At 57.4% G+C, this 19,419-nt stretch carries 14 protein-coding genes, 1 pseudogene and 1 riboswitch; of the genes and pseudogenes, 8 read left to right on the top strand and 7 right to left on the bottom strand.

Going from position 1 to position 19,419, the window contains the following annotated elements; all coding sequences use genetic code 11:
- Positions 1 to 36: 36 nt before the first annotated feature.
- Positions 37 to 363, bottom strand: coding sequence for a YnfA family protein (locus tag BF12_RS0101730; protein ID WP_024950761.1), 327 nt, complete (start codon positions 361 to 363; stop codon positions 37 to 39).
- 219 nt (positions 364 to 582) lie between these two features.
- On the opposite strand from BF12_RS0101730, the gene BF12_RS0101725 reads away from it, so the two are divergent.
- The gene (locus tag BF12_RS0101725) at positions 583 to 1,035 is read left to right on the top strand and encodes a GreA/GreB family elongation factor (protein ID WP_024950760.1); all 453 of its coding nucleotides are present in this window, start codon (positions 583 to 585) and stop codon (positions 1,033 to 1,035) included.
- A gap of 219 nt (positions 1,036 to 1,254) precedes the next feature.
- Complete coding sequence (locus BF12_RS18210; protein ID WP_024950759.1) at positions 1,255 to 1,797, top strand: Mpo1 family 2-hydroxy fatty acid dioxygenase; 543 nt, start codon at positions 1,255 to 1,257, stop codon at positions 1,795 to 1,797.
- A 96-nt stretch (positions 1,798 to 1,893) separates the two neighbouring features.
- On the opposite strand, the gene BF12_RS0101715 is transcribed toward BF12_RS18210, so the two are convergent.
- The 5 genes and pseudogenes from BF12_RS0101715 to BF12_RS0101695 all read right to left on the bottom strand — a co-directional run bounded on the left by BF12_RS0101715 (position 1,894) and on the right by BF12_RS0101695 (position 8,310).
- Complete coding sequence (locus tag BF12_RS0101715; protein WP_024950758.1) at positions 1,894 to 3,723, bottom strand: acyl-CoA dehydrogenase C-terminal domain-containing protein; 1,830 nt, start codon at positions 3,721 to 3,723, stop codon at positions 1,894 to 1,896.
- 250 nt (positions 3,724 to 3,973) lie between these two features.
- Positions 3,974 to 5,179 carry a uroporphyrinogen-III C-methyltransferase gene (gene cobA, locus BF12_RS0101710; protein ID WP_345917336.1) on the bottom strand — a complete coding sequence of 402 codons (1,206 nt, stop codon included), beginning with the start codon at positions 5,177 to 5,179 and terminating at the stop codon, positions 3,974 to 3,976.
- Between the two features lie 253 nt (positions 5,180 to 5,432).
- A pseudogene (gene serS / locus BF12_RS18205) lies at positions 5,433 to 6,709 on the bottom strand (serine--tRNA ligase).
- A gap of 136 nt (positions 6,710 to 6,845) precedes the next feature.
- On the bottom strand, positions 6,846 to 7,223 hold the full coding sequence (gene crcB / locus BF12_RS0101700) for a fluoride efflux transporter CrcB (protein WP_024950756.1): 378 nt from the start codon (positions 7,221 to 7,223) through the stop codon (positions 6,846 to 6,848).
- 211 nt (positions 7,224 to 7,434) lie between these two features.
- A complete protein-coding gene (locus BF12_RS0101695; RefSeq protein WP_024950755.1) occupies positions 7,435 to 8,310 on the bottom strand; it encodes a pyrroline-5-carboxylate reductase family protein in 876 nt (291 codons plus the stop codon).
- Positions 8,311 to 8,667: 357 nt separating this feature from the next.
- On the opposite strand from BF12_RS0101695, the gene BF12_RS0101690 reads away from it, so the two are divergent.
- The 6 genes from BF12_RS0101690 (at position 8,668) to cobO (ending at position 18,703) form a co-directional block, all read left to right on the top strand.
- Entirely contained in the window at positions 8,668 to 11,880 is a 3,213-nt protein-coding gene (locus BF12_RS0101690) for an FAD-binding and (Fe-S)-binding domain-containing protein (protein WP_024950754.1), read from the top strand.
- 270 nt (positions 11,881 to 12,150) lie between these two features.
- Complete coding sequence (locus tag BF12_RS0101685; RefSeq protein WP_024950753.1) at positions 12,151 to 14,085, top strand: cation:proton antiporter; 1,935 nt, start codon at positions 12,151 to 12,153, stop codon at positions 14,083 to 14,085.
- Positions 14,086 to 14,313: 228 nt separating this feature from the next.
- Positions 14,314 to 15,555, top strand: coding sequence for a NupC/NupG family nucleoside CNT transporter (locus BF12_RS0101680; protein ID WP_024950752.1), 1,242 nt, complete (start codon positions 14,314 to 14,316; stop codon positions 15,553 to 15,555).
- A gap of 132 nt (positions 15,556 to 15,687) precedes the next feature.
- A riboswitch (cobalamin riboswitch) is annotated at positions 15,688 to 15,922 on the top strand.
- Between the two features lie 134 nt (positions 15,923 to 16,056).
- The gene (locus BF12_RS0101675; RefSeq protein ID WP_024950751.1) at positions 16,057 to 16,821 is read left to right on the top strand and encodes a TonB-dependent receptor; all 765 of its coding nucleotides are present in this window, start codon (positions 16,057 to 16,059) and stop codon (positions 16,819 to 16,821) included.
- Complete coding sequence (locus tag BF12_RS0101670) at positions 16,818 to 17,984, top strand: TonB-dependent receptor domain-containing protein (RefSeq protein WP_169734497.1); 1,167 nt, start codon at positions 16,818 to 16,820, stop codon at positions 17,982 to 17,984. Before BF12_RS0101675 ends, BF12_RS0101670 begins: the two co-directional genes overlap by 4 nt.
- Before the next feature lie 119 nt (positions 17,985 to 18,103).
- Positions 18,104 to 18,703: a cob(I)yrinic acid a,c-diamide adenosyltransferase gene (gene cobO, locus BF12_RS0101665; protein ID WP_024950749.1), complete on the top strand. Its 600-nt coding sequence runs from the start codon at positions 18,104 to 18,106 to the stop codon at positions 18,701 to 18,703.
- On the opposite strand, the gene BF12_RS0101660 is transcribed toward cobO, so the two are convergent.
- On the bottom strand, positions 18,704 to 19,419 hold a 716-nt coding region (locus tag BF12_RS0101660), incomplete at its 5' end, for an ABC transporter substrate-binding protein (protein WP_024950748.1).

Here is a 19,419-nt window from a genome sequence, read left to right as displayed (position 1 = left end):
CATGAGTGCAGAAAACCCATCAATCAGAGGTTTATGTTACTGCCCTCGAGCACCAAGAACGATGATGGCGCTTCCGAGCAGGCAGATGACAGACCCGATAATATCCCATCGATTTGGCAACTGTTGCTCCACCAGCCACAGCCAGATAATCGAAGCGGCAATATAGACACCCCCATAGATAGCGAAAGCTCGACCAGCCTGACTCACCTCTACCAATGATAATAACCAAGCAAATAGGGCTAGGCTCATCAGACCAGGAATCAGCCACAGCGGGCTGCGTGCCAGCTTCCACCAGGCCCAAAAACTGAAGCAACCGGCGATCTCTGCCAGCGCCGCGAGAGGGTAGATCCACAAGAGTGACATGAATTGAACTCATTTGAGAAAAGATGACAGCGCCCTGTCAGCTGTCGTCTTCAGGCGACTCCCGCCCACAGGCAAAAGCCGCTAGGATGAATTAGCGGATAACGTGCTGGCAGATACGCCACGCCCATAGCACGCTCTACCATGACATGAAAATAAAGCCAGGATTGGCGCCGTCTTGCAGTGGATAACACCCTGCAACTCGCTTACAAGGAAACTCGGATGACACGGCAATGCCTGATCATCAATCGTTTGGATGCTGACCGTCTGCAGCGCTTGATCGATAGTCATCAGCAAGATGACGAACTCGCCACTCGGCTGGAAAGTCGCCTGATTCAAGCTGAAATCGTTGATCCCGATCAATTTCCCGCGGATCGCGTTAGCATGCGCAGCCAATTACGACTCACTGGTTCGCGCTCTGGCGAGAGCGAGTGGGTGCTACATTACCCAGACCCTCTTCATGAGGAGCGCATGGAAATCAGCCGCAGCATAACGGCAGTCTGCGAGCGGGAAACCGCCCTACCACTATGCATCATGTCGCCTTTGGGCATTGCATTACTGGGATTGCCGATCGGAGAGAGCATCAGCTTACCGGAAGACAATGGCGAAAATGATGTTATTCGCATTGATGCCATTGTGCATCAGCCAGAAGCCTACGGCATGTTTCACCTCTAACCATGCCTGACAGTTTCTTCTGTTTTGGCCCGCGCCACTTTATCTGGCGCGGGCTATACTATTAGTGTGAATGAAGGTAGCACTGCCAGCTGATTACGCCATATAAGCATGTGACTCAAACATGCCACTGCTCGAGCACGCCTGACGCCAACTCGCCAAAATTCCTGCTCCGTCACGCACGCAAGCAGGGCACTCTCGGTACTGGTCAGGAGGTCATTTATGAGCACGCGCTCACATCCACAGGTTTCCTCTACTGCACAGCGCCGCCTGCACGTAGCGCTCGATCACTATGCTGACAGCCATCAACATCCCGATAATGTGCGCATCCATCTGATATGTGTGCCACTGATCTTCACTGCGACTCTCATTCTGCTGTGGCGGATTCTCGGAGGGCAATGGATATCCAGTGAACCAGGCTTGGGCATGTGGATGATACCCGGTGGCGCACTGACAATCGCGACACTTGCATTTTATGCACGCTATTCGCTACGCGCCTTTAGCGTAATGCTTATTTGGACACTGGCCAGCCTGGCGCTGATGTTTGCCATGCTGGGTCTCGAGTGGCCAGTTGTGCCATTGATGCTGGCACTGTTCCTGCTGGCATGGACAGGCCAGTTCATTGGGCATCGTATCGAAGGGCGAAAACCTGCCTTCCTTGATGATTTACGTCAATTGCTGATCGGACCGCTATTCGTCCTTATTGAGCTATTCCCCGCTATACGCCACTGGCTGGTGGCACAGGATATGCCCAAGGCCGATTAACTGGAACATCGATGATTTATCCATAAAATGCCCCTCAACGCTGACACGCTGAGGGGCATTTGCGTAACGGAACGACTTTATCCCAATCTGTCAGGCTTACTGCTCAGGAGTGAAATCCTCGAGACTGAATGTCATCAAGGAAGCAGAACCGGCGGCAACCTGTGCCTCCAGCGCGACGGCACGCGGCAGAATACGACTCACGAAGTAATTCCCTAACGCAAGCTTGCAACGGTAGAAGCCTTCACCGCAGGCACCCTTTTCCTTGAGCCCGCGCGCTGCGGCACGCGCCATACGCAGCCACAGATAACTGTAAACACACAATCCGGTCAGGTTCAGGAAATCACTGGCAGCAGCTCCCAGCTCATCAGGATTATCCTGCGCACGGGCAATCAACTGCTCAGACACTCGCTCCAGACGCTCAAGTTCCTGCTGACATGCCTCAGCAAAACACTGGGTATCGCCATCATCATTCTGTGCACTCAGCTCATCACGTACCAACATCGCAAAGCGCGACACATAGGCGCCACGGTTGCGGTACAGTTTACGGCCCACCAGATCCATTGCCTGAATACCGTTGGTCCCCTCGTAAATCATGGCAATCCGCGCATCGCGCACATACTGTTCAGCCCCCCACTCGACACAGTAACCATTGCCGCCGTAAAGCTGTTGGGCCATCACAGTGGCATCAAAACCACGGTCCGTCAGCAGAGCCTTGGCCACCGGAGTCAAGAACTGCACGAGGTCATCAGCCGCAGCCTTCACCTCACTGTCAGCATGATATTTGACCCGATCCAGCTGCTGACCCACGAGTACTGCAAAGGCACGCCCCGTTTCGTTCCAGGTACGCGCCTCCAATGCCATGCGTCGCACATCAGGATGCACCAGTATCGGGTCTGCCGGCTTTTGCGGAGCGACAGCTCCCTTCGGAGCACGGCTTTGCAAGCGCTCAGCGGCAAAGTCCATGGCGCTCTGATAAGCCACCTCACCTAGCCCGAGCCCCTGCAGGCCAATAGACAGCCGTTCGTAATTCATCATGGTGAACATCGCTGCCAAGCCCTGATGCGGCTCGCCAATCAGGACACCCTCCGCACCATCGAAATTCATCACGCAAGTCGCACTGCCCTTGATGCCCATCTTGTGTTCGATGGAGCCACAGCTGACTGCATTCGCCTCGGCAGGCTCGCCGTTGCCATCCAGCAGATGTTTGGAGACCAGAAACAGCGAGATACCTCGCGTACCTTCAGGGGCGTCCGGCAGCTTGGCGAGCACGAGATGCACGATGTTCTCGACCATGTCGTGCTCGCCACCGGTAATCCATATCTTGGTACCCGTGATGCGATAACGCGGCAGATCCAGCACCTCATCATTGTCCTCAAGCGGCTCGGCGCGCGTACGAATCATCCCCAGATCAGTACCACAATGCGGTTCGGTCAGGCACATGGTGCCCAACCAGTCGCCGGCATACATCCGCGGCAAGAACATGCGTTTGACGGCTTCGGGAGCATGGCTGTCCATCGCCAGACAAGCGCCAGCATTCAATGCTGGATAAAGCGCAAAGCTGGTATTGGTGGCATAGAGCATCTCCTCGAAGGCCACCGTCAGCATCTTGGGCATGCCCTGACCGCCGTACTCGGGATTTCCGCCCAGCCCCATCCAGCCACCCTCAGCCAGCACCCGATAGGCTTCCTTGAAGCCCTTGGGCGTGGTGACCTTGCCTCCCTCAAAGCGTGCACCCTCGGCATCACCACTTAGATTGATTGGCAATAATTCTGCCTGCGTGACCCGCGCCCCCTCTTCGAGAATCGCCTCGGCCAGTTCAGCGTTCACCTCTTCGGTGGCGGACATTCCTGCCCATTCATCCTCAGCGCCAAACACCTCGTTGAGAATGAAGCGTGAATCCTTGAGTGGCGCCTGATACTTGGCCATGTAACTCTCCTCGCAAACAATGGGACAGCAGCGATATTAGCTCGCAGCAAATTCAAACGATTGCTTGAAACAATAGGCGCAATACTGCTCCACGTCATCTCGACCTTGGCCCAAGAGGCACCACCCAACCGATGCTCGAACAGGTTGGGTGGTGCCTGAAACGCCAGACGCCGCCACGGCATGTATACCGTGGCGCGTTTGGGGCATAGACTTTCAATAGCTCAATCCAAACGATAAACGATCATCACTCTCAGGCTGTCTGTACTTGTCCAAGCGGCGTCGGGTGCTTGCCATCTTCCCAGCCAAGGCTGCTATTCGCTGTCGGCGAGAACCACTTGAGCGAATCGTGCAGACTGACCACATCACCCACGATGATCAATGTCGGTGGCTTGAGTCCTTGGCCAGCGACCTGAGCAGGCATGTCTGCCAATGTCGCTACATGGACGCGCTGGCGTGCTGTCGTGCCTTGTTCTACCAACGCAATCGGCGTAGTGGATGCCAAACCATTGGCCATCAGCTGCTCGCAGATCAATGACAGGCTGCCCAGTCCCATATAGAACACCAGTGTCTGAGTTGGACGCGCCAGGGATTCCCAATCGAGATCACAGCTGCCATCTTTCAAATGGCCAGTAATGAAACGCACTGATTGTGCGTGATCACGATGGGTCAGGGGAATACCGGCGTAGGCCGCGCAGCCCGAAGCCGCCGTAATACCCGGCACGACCTCGAAACTTATTCCTGAGCTTGCCAATGTTTCCAGCTCTTCTCCACCACGCCCGAAGATGAAGGCGTCGCCACCCTTGAGGCGCACGACACGATGACCCGCACGCGCATAATCCACCAGCGCCTGATTGATGCCTTCCTGAGGAACGCTGTGATCGCTACGTGCCTTGCCGACATAGAGACGACGGGCCTGCGGATTGGCCAACGCCAGAATTTCGTGACTCACCAGCCGGTCATGAATGATGACATCGGCCTGCTGAAGATGACGCAGTGCTTTCAGCGTCAGCAGCTCCGGATCTCCCGGGCCAGCACTCACCAGTGCCACCTGACCACGCGTGCCGGTAAACCTTTCGCCCTCTTTTATGGGTAACACAGCTTCTCCCGCCACCAGGCGAGGTGGCAAACGTACGCTGGAATCGTTGGGATGGCGCGGTGCAAAAACCATCGCCTGCTGCTCACGTGCATGGCGCAAGATGCCACGATCACGTCCGACACTGCCGGTGGCTACCAGCCATAGCTGACCGGGTGCTGGCACCGGGAGCAGCGTATCGGCAACTTCCCAGCCTTCCCGCCCACACAGCATCTCCAGCGCAGGCATTCGGGTATCGCCGAATACACACAGATCAGCGCCAAGACCAGCGAAACGTTCCGCTAATGCCAGTGCCTCCTGCCCGCCGCCAATCAGGCACAGTTGAAGTCGTGAGGGGTCGCAGGAGAGATTGAGAAATTCCATGGGCATATCCACAAACGCTTGCAAGGCTGGGAAGCAGCCTCTAGTGATTGATATTTTAGAGCATAAGAAACACTCTCTAAAATAACTAATAAGAATAACCACCCTATGTGATGTCGTAGCTTCAGTATCTCCATCGTGGATCTTTCCATCAATGCTCTACTGAATCATGACCAATCCTTTGCTGAGCAGCGCACTAAAAAGCCCCCATCTCCAATAGGAAATGAGGCTTCGAGCTCAGCACGAGGTGAACAACTCAGACATTGAGCGTTTCAACTCCGCCCATGTAGCCACGCAGCGCCTGAGGTACCGTGATGGAACCATCAGCGTTCTGATGGTTTTCCAGCACTGCAACCAGACAACGGCCTACGGCAAGACCCGAACCATTGAGTGTATGCACCAGCTGCGGCTTCTTCTGACCTTCGACACGTACACGCGCTTGCATGCGACGCGCCTGGAAATCTTCGCAGTTGGAGATGGAAGAAATCTCGCGATAGGTATTCTGGCTCGGCAGCCAGACTTCCAGGTCGTAAGTCTTGGTCGCCGCGAAGCCCATGTCGCCCGTGCACAGAGTGACAGCGCGATACGGCAACTCCAACGCCTGCAGAATGGCTTCGGCGTGGCCACGCATCTCTTCCAGTGCTTCAGCGCTCTTGTCAGCCTCAACTACCTGTACCATCTCGACCTTGTCGAACTGATGCTGACGAATCATGCCGCGGGTATCACGGCCATAAGCACCCGCTTCACTGCGGAAGCACGGGGTATGTGCGGTAAATTTGAGCGGTAGGCTGGCAGCGTCGAGAATCTCGTCACGCACCATATTCGTCAGCGGCACTTCTGCGGTCGGAATCAAGAAGAACTCGCGATCATCATTGAGCTTAAATAGATCTTCCTCGAACTTGGGCAACTGACTGGTACCCATCAAGGATTCACGGTTGACGATATAAGGCACGTAATACTCTTCGTAGCCATGCTCCAACGTCTGCTTGTCGAGCATGAACTGCACCAGTGCGCGATGCAGGCGCGCGATGGAACCGTGCATGACGGCAAAACGAGAGCCGGTGATCTTGGCAGCCAGTTCAAAGTTCAGCTGACCACGCAACTCACCTAGATCGACGTGATCGCGCACAGCGAAGTCGAATTCACGCGGCGCACCCCAGCGGTGCAACTCGACGTTATCGCTCTCGTCGGCGCCTTCAGGCACTTCAGCGTTCGGCAGATTCGGAATACTTGCCGCCAGCGCATCTGACTTGGCCTGCAGTTCCGAGAGCTCTTTCTTGGCGGCGTCCAGACGCTCACCAAGGTCACTGACTTCTGCCAGCAGCGGCGCAATGTCTTCGCCGCGAGCTTGGCATTACCGATGGACTTGGAGCGAGTATTACGCTCGTTCTGCAGTGACTCGGTTTCGACCTGCAGGTTGCGGCGGCGCGCTTCCAGCGCAGAGAAGGCAGCGGTGTCCAGCTGATAGCCACGACGTGCGAGGCGCTCGGCAGTCGCTTCAAGGTCGGCGCGCAGAAGTTTCGGGTCCAGCATGTGGGAAGGCTCTCTCGTCGGATCACTCATGCCGCAAGGCGGCGCGGAAAGGTTATGCGACCTAGTCTACCTCAGCCAAGCCTCACTTCGCAGCCGCAGCGCGTCTCGACAAGCACTCACGAGACGCTGAAAAACGTCAGAGCAGAACGCGCGCAATCTTCATGCCCAACGCAACCATCCCCAGGCACGCCACCACGCTGACCGCAATATAGGCAAGGCCCACCAACGTGCGGCCGCTCATCATCAGATTAAGCGCTTCCAGGGCGAAGGTAGAGAAGGTCGTGAAGGCCCCAGTAAAGCCAGCCACCATGATCGCTTGCCATACGGGGGCTAACTTCAGCTCCTGCGTGACCCAGATGAACAGAAAGCCCATCAGGCAACTGCCAATCAGGTTGACACCCAGCGTGCCCCACGGGAATCCGCGACCGGCGGCTCCGAAGATCCAACCACTGATCAGATAGCGCCCCAATGCGCCGATGGCGCCGCCCGCTGCTACTGCCAACCAGGTTCCCATGTGCTCTCTGCCTCAGCTGCGTTACGGACTTCTGCCCCACATACCACATGGCGCATATCGAGCCACCATTGTAGAAAAAACGCGAGGCCCGGGGAACGCAAACAGCACAAAAGACCCGTTCCAGTAATGCCCCCCCCCCCCAGAGAACAGATCCAGAAAGCAAAACCATAGAGTAAATTCAGAGAGCAACGCTCACGGGCAACAAGGCGCCCTATCGGCCATTTTTCGGACGGGTATCATCCAACTCACTGCGCAAACCTTCCAGCACATGCTGCCACTGGCGATGCGCGCCCTCACTACCTCCAAGCTGCTCAAGGCCACGCGCAGTCCAGGTGCCTGGTGTGCCAATCCGCGAGGCGAGCTCACCGGGTGGAGTATCAGGATGCGCTTCCATCAACGCCAACGCATCACGCAGCTGGGCCATCAATAGCTGCCTGGCCTGTGGACCACTCATGCCAGGTACCGTCTGGAACCAGTCGAGCAGAGCCTGTTGTTGCGCGAGTTGCCAAGCATTGATGCACACCGCCAGCATGCTCGCCTCAAACGCCTCCTCCTCTGCAAAGGCAATAATCTGCTTGACCGCAGGGCCAAGCAGATCCCGTGTCAGCAGGTCCTCAGGATATAACGTCAGCGCGCTCTGCCCTTCCGAGACAGCAAGCCCTGTCATCACCCGCACCACTCGCGCCGGCGCAAACCAGCGTTGTAGATCGACCAGTGGCACACCTGCCGCCGTCACCATCAGATGATGATCTGCTTCCAGTACCTGTGCCTCGCGCAGCTCACTGGCCAACGGTTCAAGCTGATCCGGGCGAACGCCCACCAACAAGCACAGGCTGGCCTCGCAAACGGCAACATTACTGGCATGCCGGACAGCGCCGAAGCGCCATCCCAAGCGATGGCTGCGGACGTCATTGCGCGGAGATAGATGGAATTCAAGATCAGTCCGCGAGCGACCTTCACGCTGACTGCCTCGTGCCAGTGCCACCAACAGAGATTCCGTCAACTCGCCCACTCCCAGCACGCCAAGGCGCATAGGTGGGCTACGAGACTCGCGATAGCAGGGAGAGGAATAGGAAGGCGATGCCATGAGCTAACTCCTGATGACCAAGCATGAAAAGAAAAACAGCACCGGTAAAACAAGACACAAGATGACGCCTATAGTCGTAGCGAGTACAGGTATAACGGTTACGCAGTGTGAGATAACACAATAAATAGGTAGCGATAATCTACAAGATGATCCACCACAGCACTCTGCAATAGTCGCGTGATGCATATTGAATGACACTCATCTCAGCGTAGTCAGTCCTTACCTCCTTCACCGAGTTATCCCATACCGACAGACATTCAATGCCCTGACGGGCTGGGGCCACACGACCAGCTCAGGTAAGCTAGGCACATTGGCCTCTGTGGCCTGCCTGACGCGACTCACTGCCCGAGCGAGATCATGACTGAACGCCTGCTGAATACGCCTGCCCCCGTCGATGCCCTTTATCTGGACTTCCTGGCCGCCCTGCGTGATGCAGGCTTTGCCGGTGATATCAGTCCGGATTATGCCAACCGCACCGTGTTATCGACCGATAACTCTCTTTATCAGGTGCTGCCTCAGGCCGTGGTCTATCCACGCGATGCCGAGGATGTGCAGCGCATCGCCCGCCTCTCCCATGAATCACGCTTCGTCGGCGTCACGCTGGCCCCGCGCGGCGGTGGCACCGGCACCAATGGTCAGTCGCTGAATGATGGCTTGCTGGTCGATGTCTCGCGTCACATGAACCGCATTCTCGAGATTGACGTCGAGAATCGTCGTGTACGTGTCGAAGCCGGGGTAGTGAAGGACCAACTCAATGCCGCGCTAAAGCCACATGGCCTGTTCTTCGCACCGGAGCTCTCGACCTCCAATCGCGCCACGCTCGGCGGCATGATCAACACCGATGCCTCCGGTCAGGGCAGCTGTGAATATGGCAAGACGCGCGATCACGTGCTGGCACTGGATAGCGTGCTGCTGGATGGTACGCGCCTGCGCAGTCACGCCATTGATGAGGCCGAGCTTGAATCATTCTGTGCACGTGATGATCGCGTCGGTGAGATCTACCGTACTGCCCGCGCCATCGCTGATGAGCGCGCCGAGGAAATCAATGCCATCTTCCCGCCGCTCAATCGCTGCCTGACCGGCTACGATCTGGCCCACCTGCGTGAAGCCGACGGCCGTTTCAATCTCAATAGCCTGCTGTGTGGCGCCGAGGGCACGTTGGGCTTCATCGTCGAAGCCGAGCTGAACGCCCTGCCCATCGCGCCATGCTCAACGCTGATCAATCTGCGCTACGCAGGCTTCATGGATGCGCTGCGTGACGCCAAGACACTGATGGCGGTCGAGGGCAATCGCCCGACCTCCATCGAGACGATAGATGACACCGTGCTCAATCTCGCCATGCAGGATTTCGTGTGGGATAGCGTCGAGGAATTCTTCCCCGCAAGCGATACAGGCACGCCACCGATCGGCGGTATCAATCTGATCGAATTCAATGCCGATTCAGAGGATGAACTCGACGCCAAGGTGCGCGCTTTCAGTGAGCACCTGGCCAGCGATACCAGTGTCGAACGCCTCGGCTTTACCGAGGCCCGCGGCCGCGCACAGATCAGTCGCGTCTATGGCATGCGCAAGCGTTCAGTCGGTCTACTCGGCAATGTCGAGGGCGAAGCGCGCCCACTGCCCTTCGTCGAAGACACCGCGGTGCCGCCGGAGCATCTGGCCGACTATATCGCTGAATTCCGCGCAACACTGGATGCACGCGGTCTGCGCTACGGCATGTTTGGCCATGTCGATGCTGGCGTGCTTCACGTGCGTCCGGCGCTCGACATGAAAGATCCCGCTCAACAGGCGATGATTCGCGAGATCTCCGATGAGGTTGCCACACTGACCCACAAATACGGCGGCTTGCTGTGGGGAGAACACGGTAAGGGCGTGCGTTCTGAATACTCTCCCCGCTTCTTCGGCAGCCTCTATGAAGCCTTGCAGGAAGTGAAAGCCGCGTTTGACCCACTCAATCAGCTCAATCCAGGCAAGATCGCGTCACCTCGCCCTGCCGATGCCTTGATTGCATCAGATGCCGTTGAGACGGATGCAAAGGAAAATATTACTACCCCCTCAGTCTCTGGCGCCGGGACCTTTGATCCCAGGCTGATGCGGATTGATGAAGTGACCATGCGCGGCGATCTCGACCGTCAGATCGATGAGCGCGTATGGCAGGAATACGAAAGCGCCGTCTACTGCAACGGCAACGGTGCTTGCTACAACTATGATCCTAGCGACGCCATGTGCCCGTCGTGGAAAGCGACCCGCCAGCGCATTCACTCACCCAAGGGGCGTGCCAGTCTGATGCGCGAATGGCTACGCCTTGAGGGTAATGCCGGTCGCGACGTGCTCGCTGAAGCTCAGGCGGCGCGTACACCTGGGCTCAAGGGCACTGGTCTATGGTTAGCACGCCTGCCAGCACGCCTTGGAGCGTCGCTCAAAGCGCGTCGAGCAGCGAAAGGTCGTCCAGATAGCGATGAAACGGGCTTCGATCAGCAAGTGTATGACGCGATGGCAGGCTGCCTGGCGTGTAAATCCTGTGCGGGTCAATGTCCGATCAAAGTGAATGTGCCCGATTTCAGAAGTCGCTTCCTCGAGGTCTATCATCACCGTTATCAGCGCCCGCTGCGCGACTACCTGATCGGCAGTCTCGAATTCGTATTGCCGTGGGCCGAGCGAGTCACACCGTTTTATAACGCCTTATTGACCAATCGGCTGGTCAGTCGCTTGATGGAAGGCCCCATCGGCATGGTGGATGCACCGCACCTCTCGCGCGCCAGTCTGCGTCGTCAGCTCAAGAGCTGGGGAGTGGCTGAAGCTTCTGCCACTCAACTCGGCAGGTTGACGGAAGCCCAGAAAGCCAGAAGCGTCATCATCGTACAGGACGCCTTTACCAGCCATTTCGAAGCCCAGCTGGTGATCGACATCATCGAGCTACTGTCGCGCCTCGATATCTGCGTGTTCGTCGCGCCCTATGCCCCCAATGGCAAGCCCTTGCAAGTACAGGGCTTCACTGGTGCCTTTATGCACACTGCTCGCCGTCAGGCTGAGCGACTCAAGGCGCTGGCCAACTTCGGCGTACCATTGGTCGGCATCGACCCCGCGATGACGCTGACCTATCGCCAGGAATATGTGAAGACACTGGGGCCTGAGGCCGTGCCAGAAGTGCTACTGCTACAGGAGTGGTTGATCAGCCTACGCAAGCTGCTGCCCACGGGAATCACCAAGGCTACGCTACGCAAGATGGACCCTGGCATGAAGCTATTGAGCCACTGTACCGAGAGCACCAATGCTCCCGGCGCGGCCAAGGCCTGGCAGCAGGTCTATGCGGCCTTTGGCTTCAATCTCGAGACCATTGCTACCGGCTGCTGCGGCATGTCGGGCACCTACGGGCATGAGGCACGCAATCTTGCGACTTCACGTACCATCTATGATCTATCGTGGAAATCAGTGGTCGAGGATGAAGAGAATCAGAACAAACTGGTTGCCAGTGGTTACTCATGCCGTAGCCAGAGCAAACGTTTCTCGGGCAGCCAGTTGCCACATCCCCTGCAGACATTGCTACCGCTGCTACGTCGTGTGCAGTAGCCGGTAGATCATCGTCATCGAGAAATGTGCGAGGGCTGGCATCAGCGTTGTCAGCTGGGCAACCCAGCGTTGCATCACACGAAATCAGCGGCTAGGCTGCGCGCATTCCCGTCCGTAAAGGTTGGGCAAGATACACAAGGCATCTGTGCGCAGGACATTGGTGCGTGCGCTGTTAGCCGCTGGTCTGCAAGGCCAGGACACAATGATTTGATGAGCGGTGACCGCAGAAGTGGCACCGCTCATTTTCGCTGATTCCAAGGAAGACTCTCGATGACAGAACCCGCTCTGGCGCTGACCATGATCGGCCTGATGGCCCTTGGCTGTCAGTGGCTGGCATGGCGCATGCGTCTACCGGCAATCCTGCCCCTGCTGATTGTCGGCATTCTGGCCGGCCCGGTCACTGGTTGGCTGAAGCCAGACGAGTTACTGGGCGACCTGCTCTTCCCGCTGGTATCGCTTGCGGTGGCCGTCATCCTGTTTGAAGGCAGCCTGACACTCGACTTCAAGGACCTGCGCGGCCATGGCCATATCGTCAGGCGCCTGGTCACCACTGGTGTTGTGATCACCGGCGTCATCGGCACGGTCGCAGCACACTATCTACTTGATATGCGCTGGGAGATGGCAGCAGTGCTCGGTGCCCTGCTCGTCGTCACCGGCCCCACCGTAGTGATGCCGCTACTACAGACACTACGTGCACGCGGCAATCTGACTCAGATTCTGCGCTGGGAAGGCATCATGATCGACCCGGTCGGTGCCCTGCTCGCAGTACTCGTATATGAGTACGTGGCACTGGGCATGACCGGCAATGCTGCCTCGCATACGCTGGTACTGTTTGCCCAGACGGTAGGCCTCGGATTGGGCATGGGGGCGGTGGGCGGCTGGTGCTGGGGGTTGGTATTGCGGCACTTCTGGCTGCCACAGAAACTGCACAATTTCGGCACTCTGATGGTGATGCTGGGCCTGTTCGCCATTTCCAACGCACTATTCCATGAGTCTGGGCTGCTGACCGTCACCGTGATGGGCGTATGGCTAGCCAATATGCGTGGCGTGCCAACTCAGCAAATCATCGAGTTCAAGGAAACACTGACCATCCTGCTGATATCAGGATTATTCCTGCTACTGGCCGGTCGTCTGACGGTAGATCAGCTGTCGCTACTCTCATGGCCAGCATGGATCTTCCTCGGTGTCTTGATGTGGATCGCGCGCCCACTGACCGTGTGGATATGCACCATGGGCAGTGGACTGACATTACGCGAAAAAGCGCTGCTGGCCTGGTTGTCACCGCGCGGAATTGTCGCCGCCGCAGTAGCCTCGCTATTCGCGCTCAAGCTCGAGGCAAAAGGCATTGAGGGCGCGGAGATGTTAGTGCCGATGACCTTTCTCGTCATCATCGGCACTGTGGTGGTCCAGAGCCTGCTATCACGCCCTATCGTCAAGATGCTTGGTGTAGGCGAGCCACCGCCCGCCGGGTTCTTGATTCTTGGTGCCAACTCAGTGGCACGCATGGTGGCGCGCGAGCTGGTAGAAGCCGGTTTCTCGGTACGCCTGACCGACACCAACTGGGACGCCGTACAGGAAGCGCGCATGGCGGGCCTGCCGGTCTACTACGGCAATCCTCTGTCTGAACATGCCGTCCAACATCTGGAACTGACCGGGATTGGCCATCTGATACCGCTGTCCCCCTACCGTGAACTCAACAGTCTTGCCGCATTGCATTTCGAGCATATTCTCGGCCACGGACGTGTATTCAGACTGGCAGAAGACAATGGCAAGAATGCAAAGCGCCAGCAGGATCAAGCGCTAGGCCACCTTCCACTACTGTTCGATGGTCAGGTCACCTACGCCAAGCTGGCCAGCCTGCAGTCACAAGGAGGCCAGTTGCGGCGAACAAGCATCACTGAAAACTTCAGCCTCGACGATTACTGCGCCATTCATGAAGACCGTCTGCTGACATTGTTCTGCATCAATAATCAGGGCCGCATCCGTATCGCCACAGCGAATCTGCCTCTGACGCCCAAGCCAGGCGAGACGCTGATCAGCCTGATATATCCTGACTCGCCGGAGCTGACCAAGCCTGTTCAATCCAAGGCTGACAAAGCCGAGCAAGACAAGTCTCAGAAGACTGACAGTCGCATTGCGTCTGCCACAGATACCGGTATCTCTGCACCGCTGCCTGCCAATCGCCTGCCCGACACCAATTCCTGAAACAATCCGTTATCCAACACCATAAGGCCCACACATTGCGGGCCTTATGGTGTCAGCGCCTGAGGGCGTGACGCGCGCGTCACAAAAAATGCGTTAAACGTTAGTGGCAGACTCCGACAGCTAGGGAAAATGCTGGTAGAGTACGCGCCTGATTTGGCCATGCCGTCCGATGGCCAGTGATATTGCCTTGTCCTCAAACGTAACACCTACGCATTCAGGAGCTGCTTGATGCAGATCGTCATGGGCCTGGTGGGCGTCTTAGCCCTGCTGGGAATTGCCTTCCTTCTCTCTGAAAACCGACGCGCCATCAGCCTGCGTACCGTACTGGGGGCCTTTGCCATCCAGGCGGCGCTAGGGATCTTCGTGCTGTACATCCCTGCTGGCAAGGACATGCTGCTCGCTCTCAGCAAGGGTGTTCAAGCAGTAATGTCGAGTGCCAATGTCGGCATGGACTTCCTGTTCGGCGGTCTGGTCAGCGACAAGATGTTCGAGGTATTTGGCGGCGGTGGCTTCGTGTTCGCACTGCGCGTCCTGCCGATCATCGTATTCTTCTCATCCTTGATTGCAGTGCTCTACCACCTACGCATCATGACCGTGGTCATCAATGTCTTGGGCGGCGGTCTGTCCAAGTTGCTCGGCACTAGCCGTCCCGAATCACTGTCCGCCGCAGCCAATATCTTTGTCGGCCAGACAGAGGCGCCGCTCGTGGTGCGTCCGTTCATCGCGGGCATGACACGTTCTGAGCTTTTCGCGGTGATGACAGGGGGTCTTGCCTCGGTTGCCGGGTCAGTGCTGGTCGGTTACGCCTCGCTGGGCATTGACCTCAAGTACCTGCTGGCCGCTTCCTTCATGGCAGCACCGGGTGGCTTGCTGATGGCCAAGATGCTGATTCCGGAAACGGAAACCAAGACGCAAAGCGTCGAAGAGGCACTCGCCAAGGACACGGATCGCCCCGCCAACGTGATCGATGCTGCAGCGTCTGGTGCGGCGTCTGGCGTGCAATTGGCCATCAATGTCGGCGGCATGCTGTTGGCCTTCATTGCGCTCATCGCACTGGGCAACATCATTCTGGGGTGGGTCAGTGGTCTGTTCGGTTATGACGACATCACGCTGCAACTGTTGCTGGGCTATGCCTTTGCTCCAGTCGCGTGGGTCATCGGCGTGCCGTGGCATGAAGCGATCCAGGCAGGCAGCTTCATCGGTCAAAAGCTGGTGCTCAACGAGTTCGTCGCCTTTGCAGACCTCGCCAGTCACCAGATCAAGCTGTCCGAACATTCTGAAGCGATCATCATCTTTGCGTTGTGTGGCTTCGCCAACCTATCTTCCGTGGCTATCCTGATGGGTGGACTGGGACTGATGGCGCCCAACCGTCGCGGTGACATCGCACAGATGGGCATGAAGGCGATTCTTGCCGGCACCCTCTCCAACCTGATGTCGGCAAGCCTCGCAGGCTTGTTCCTATCGCTTTAAGGCGACCATCTGTGTCGTCGAAAGATCGCGCGCAAGAGATGCTACGATCATCGTTTCAACAACGCCCGCCTCATGCGGGCGTTGTTGTATCCAAAGATACGTTATTGACTCACTCTGCCCCGCCTCAGACAATACCTGCGTTGAAGCTAGGGTGTTCGGGAAACGGGTGAAAGCCCCGTACTGCCCCCGCAACGGTGATCGCAACGCTCATGCAGGCCGTATTGGCCAGCCACTGCCTCCGAGATAGTCTGTTAACACAGGCGTCTCCCAAGGGAAGGAGGTGGGAAGGCGCATGAGAGGGTGAGGCTTCTTTTCATGAAGTCCGCCAGGCGTCAGTCCGGAGACCGGCCCTTGCTTCCACACTGGTTGATGCGGAGGGCCTCACCAGTGGCAAATCGTCCGTATGCGCACCTTGTCAGTCAAGGTGCGTCAGGACGATGTGTGTTCACGCACCCTGTCACGCCTGTCCTCCTCATTGCGTCCGACGCCTGAGGATCATTCATGAATACCTATAACACTAACGGTCGCGCATCCGCGCAGTCCGGTGAATCTGCTGTAGCTACGCCCTTCCTTACGCGCAGCCCGCGCCTGGCATCCTTCACACTAAGTGGCGCAACGCTGGGTAGCCTCATGCTACTGGCACCCACCGCCCTCGCCGCTGAAGCGTCATCCGATGCGCTGGAGACCGTCCAAGTCACTGCCAACCGCATTCCGCAACTCCAGAATGATGTCCTGGCCAGCACCGAAGTCATCACGCGTGACGAAATAGACCGCCTGCAGGCCAGCTCGCTGGTGGATCTACTGCAATCACGCAATGGCATCGAAATCGCGCGCACAGGACCGATGGGCAATCAGACCAGCTTGTTCATGCGTGGCACGGAATCCGACCACACACTGGTGCTGGTCAATGGCCAGCGAGTGGCCAATAGTGCCGATGGCCTGGCGCGCTTTGAATTCCTGCCACTATCAGCGATCGAACGCGTCGAGATCGTGCGTGGTCCGCGTGCCAGCGTCTATGGTGCCGATGCCATCGGCGGAGTGATCAACCTGATCACGCGTGGCGGCACAACACCTGGCCAGCATGCCGAAGTCACCGTTCGCGCAGGTAGCGATGGTACCTTCCGCCAGAATGCCCAGTTCAGCACGGTGGAAGACGACACTCGCCTGTCAGCCAATATCCATCATGCCGAGAGCGATGGCTTCTCGCGCGTGATACCGGCAGTGAAGATGATGGCTTTGAAGCAACCGGTGCGGAGTTACGCCTGAGCCACGACTTCTCTCAGCGTGCCACCTTGTCACTGGGTATCGCGAATACCGAAACCGACTATGACTACGATGACTGTAATTTCGGTACTTCCGAGGACTGCACTGGGGAAGGTAGTCAGCTGGTACTGGATGGTAGTCTTCTCACTCATCTCAATCCGAACTGGGACATGACGGTCAGCGTGGCACGTACCCGTGATGAGTACGAAAACACTGAAGCCGGTAGCGATGCCGGGCGTGTCGCCAGCGCACGCAACGAGGTGGGAGTCCGTCACGACTTCTACACCAAGGTAGGCACTCTGAGTCTGGGTATCGATCACCGCGAGGAAAGTCTGGACGCCGACGGTCCGTTCTTCATTGCGGGGGGCTACGAAGTAGACAGTCGCTACGCGACGGGAATCTACGGTAATTGGCAGGTTCAGCAACAACGTCATCACCTGAATACCAGCATACGTTATGACGATGACAATCGTTATGGTCATCAGGTGACCGGCGGCACCAGCTATGCCTTCGACCTGACAGATGCCCAACAAATCGGTGCCAGCTACGCCAGCGCCTTCAAGGCTCCCAACCTGATTGATCTCTATAGCCCGTATGGCTCAGGCAACCCGGATCTGGATGCCGAGACCTCCACCACTGGCGAGATCTTCTGGCGTCTACAGCAACAACACTGGCACGTAGGCGTTAATGCTTTTCAGACTGACATCGACGATTTGATCAGTTACGAAGGCCCTGATTTTACGCCGATCAACATCGATCGATCGCGTATTCGTGGCGTGGAACTGAGCAGTGGCTGGAAAGGAGAAGCACTCAGCGTGAACCTCGCCATGACCTGGCAGGACCCGGAAGATCGCGATACCGGCAAACAGCTGAAGCGTCGTGCTCAGCGCTTTGCACGCCTGGATGCCGATTACGCTCTCAATGACTGGAACTTCGGTGCCACCCTGCGCGGCAGCGCTAGCCGAAGCGATACCGATGCCGATACCTTCTCGGATACGCGTACCGCTGGCTATGGCGTCTTCGACCTGCGAACCAGCTGGCAAGTGATGGCAAACGTCAAGCTCAGCGCCAAGCTGGATAACGTGTTCGATCGCGATTACCAGCTGGTGAATGGCTATAACACCCAGGGCCGCTACTTCGAAGGCGGCGTGACCTTGAGCTTCTAAGGCATGCTGCCTCGCGGCACGTCAAGCGTACTGTGCGACCTATGGGTCGGCACAGTACTTTGATTCAAAAGACATTTATATGAAATGCAAGAGCACTTAACGTGCACACGAGGAGTAACATGACGGAGCGTAATACTCGCCATAAAGCGGCAATGGAGAAGCTCAAGTCCCATGTCGATGACAAGGTGGCACAGGCCAATGAAGAGCGTGGCCAGCTGCTCGTCTTTACCGGCAATGGCAAGGGCAAGACGACGGCGGCCTGGGGCACCATCACTCGTGCATTGGGCTATGGCTACAAGGTTGGCGTCATCCAGTTCATCAAGGGGCTGTGGGAATGCGGAGAGCGTGAGCGCCTGGCGGAAGATGCCAATCTGGAAGTCCACGCCATGACGACCGGCTTCACCTGGGATACCCAGAATCGTGAAGCTGATACCGCCGCCTGCCAGGCCGTGTGGCAGGAAGCCAAGCGTATGATGGCAGACGATAGCGTCTACCTCGTCGTACTGGATGAGCTGACCTATATGGTCAAGTTCGGCTATCTATCGCTGGAAGAGGTGATGACTGCGCTGGAAAATCGCCCAGAAGAGCAGACTGTCATCATCACGGGCCGTAATGCCAACCGCGAGATCGTCGCCTGTGCCGATACCGTCACCGAGATGTCCGAAGTCCGCCATGGCTTCAATCACGGCCTCAAGGCCCGCCGTGGCATCGACTTCTAATCAACGTGAGGCAGCACGCACTTTCGCGATGGCAGCACAGACCTCTGCCATCGCCTCGACACTGCGCGGTCCCGGACGGCTGATCAGATCAGGATCAAGCCCCGCCAGAGCGACCGACGCCAGCGGGCCGGCGCCCGCTCGCCATTCAGCCTTCCAGCGCTGACGCGCACTACCAGCGGCCACAGGGTGCAGAATCAAGCGTGGCTTTGCCAACCACAGCGACTCACGACGAATCTGTGGCACCAGCGTTGGTGCATCCGCCAGCAGAGGCTCTCCGCCGCAACGACGAATCAGCTCATTGACCAGATGCCCGCCGGCCAATGTCGTCATCGGGCTATCACCGAGCATGAAGAAGACCGGCAGCGGCTCGCCCCCTACTGCCAGTAAGTGGCTCTCGAGTTGATCGATACGTGCCTTGAGTTCAGCCACCTGCCTATCAGCCTCGGCCTGTGTGCCCATCAGCTGGCCCAGACGCGTGATATTGGAAAGCACATCTGCCAGCGTTCTCGGCTCGCTGATGAAGATTGCTAAGCCCAGCGCCGCAAGCCGTCCGCGCATCTCTTCTGATAGCCCACTGCCCCACGCCACAATCAACGATGGATTCGCTGTCAGCACCGCTTCGAGATCCGGTCCTTGATAGCTGGCAACACGGGGAAGCCGCACGATTGAGGGAGGGTAATCACTGCCCTGGCTGACGCCAACCAATGACGCAAGTC

The organism is Cobetia crustatorum (assembly GCF_000591415.1).
GTDB classification, from domain to species: Bacteria; Pseudomonadota; Gammaproteobacteria; order Pseudomonadales; family Halomonadaceae; genus Cobetia; species Cobetia crustatorum.
The sequence above is the reverse complement of the archived record's forward strand: the minus strand, read 5'-3'. Positions and strand labels throughout refer to the sequence as shown.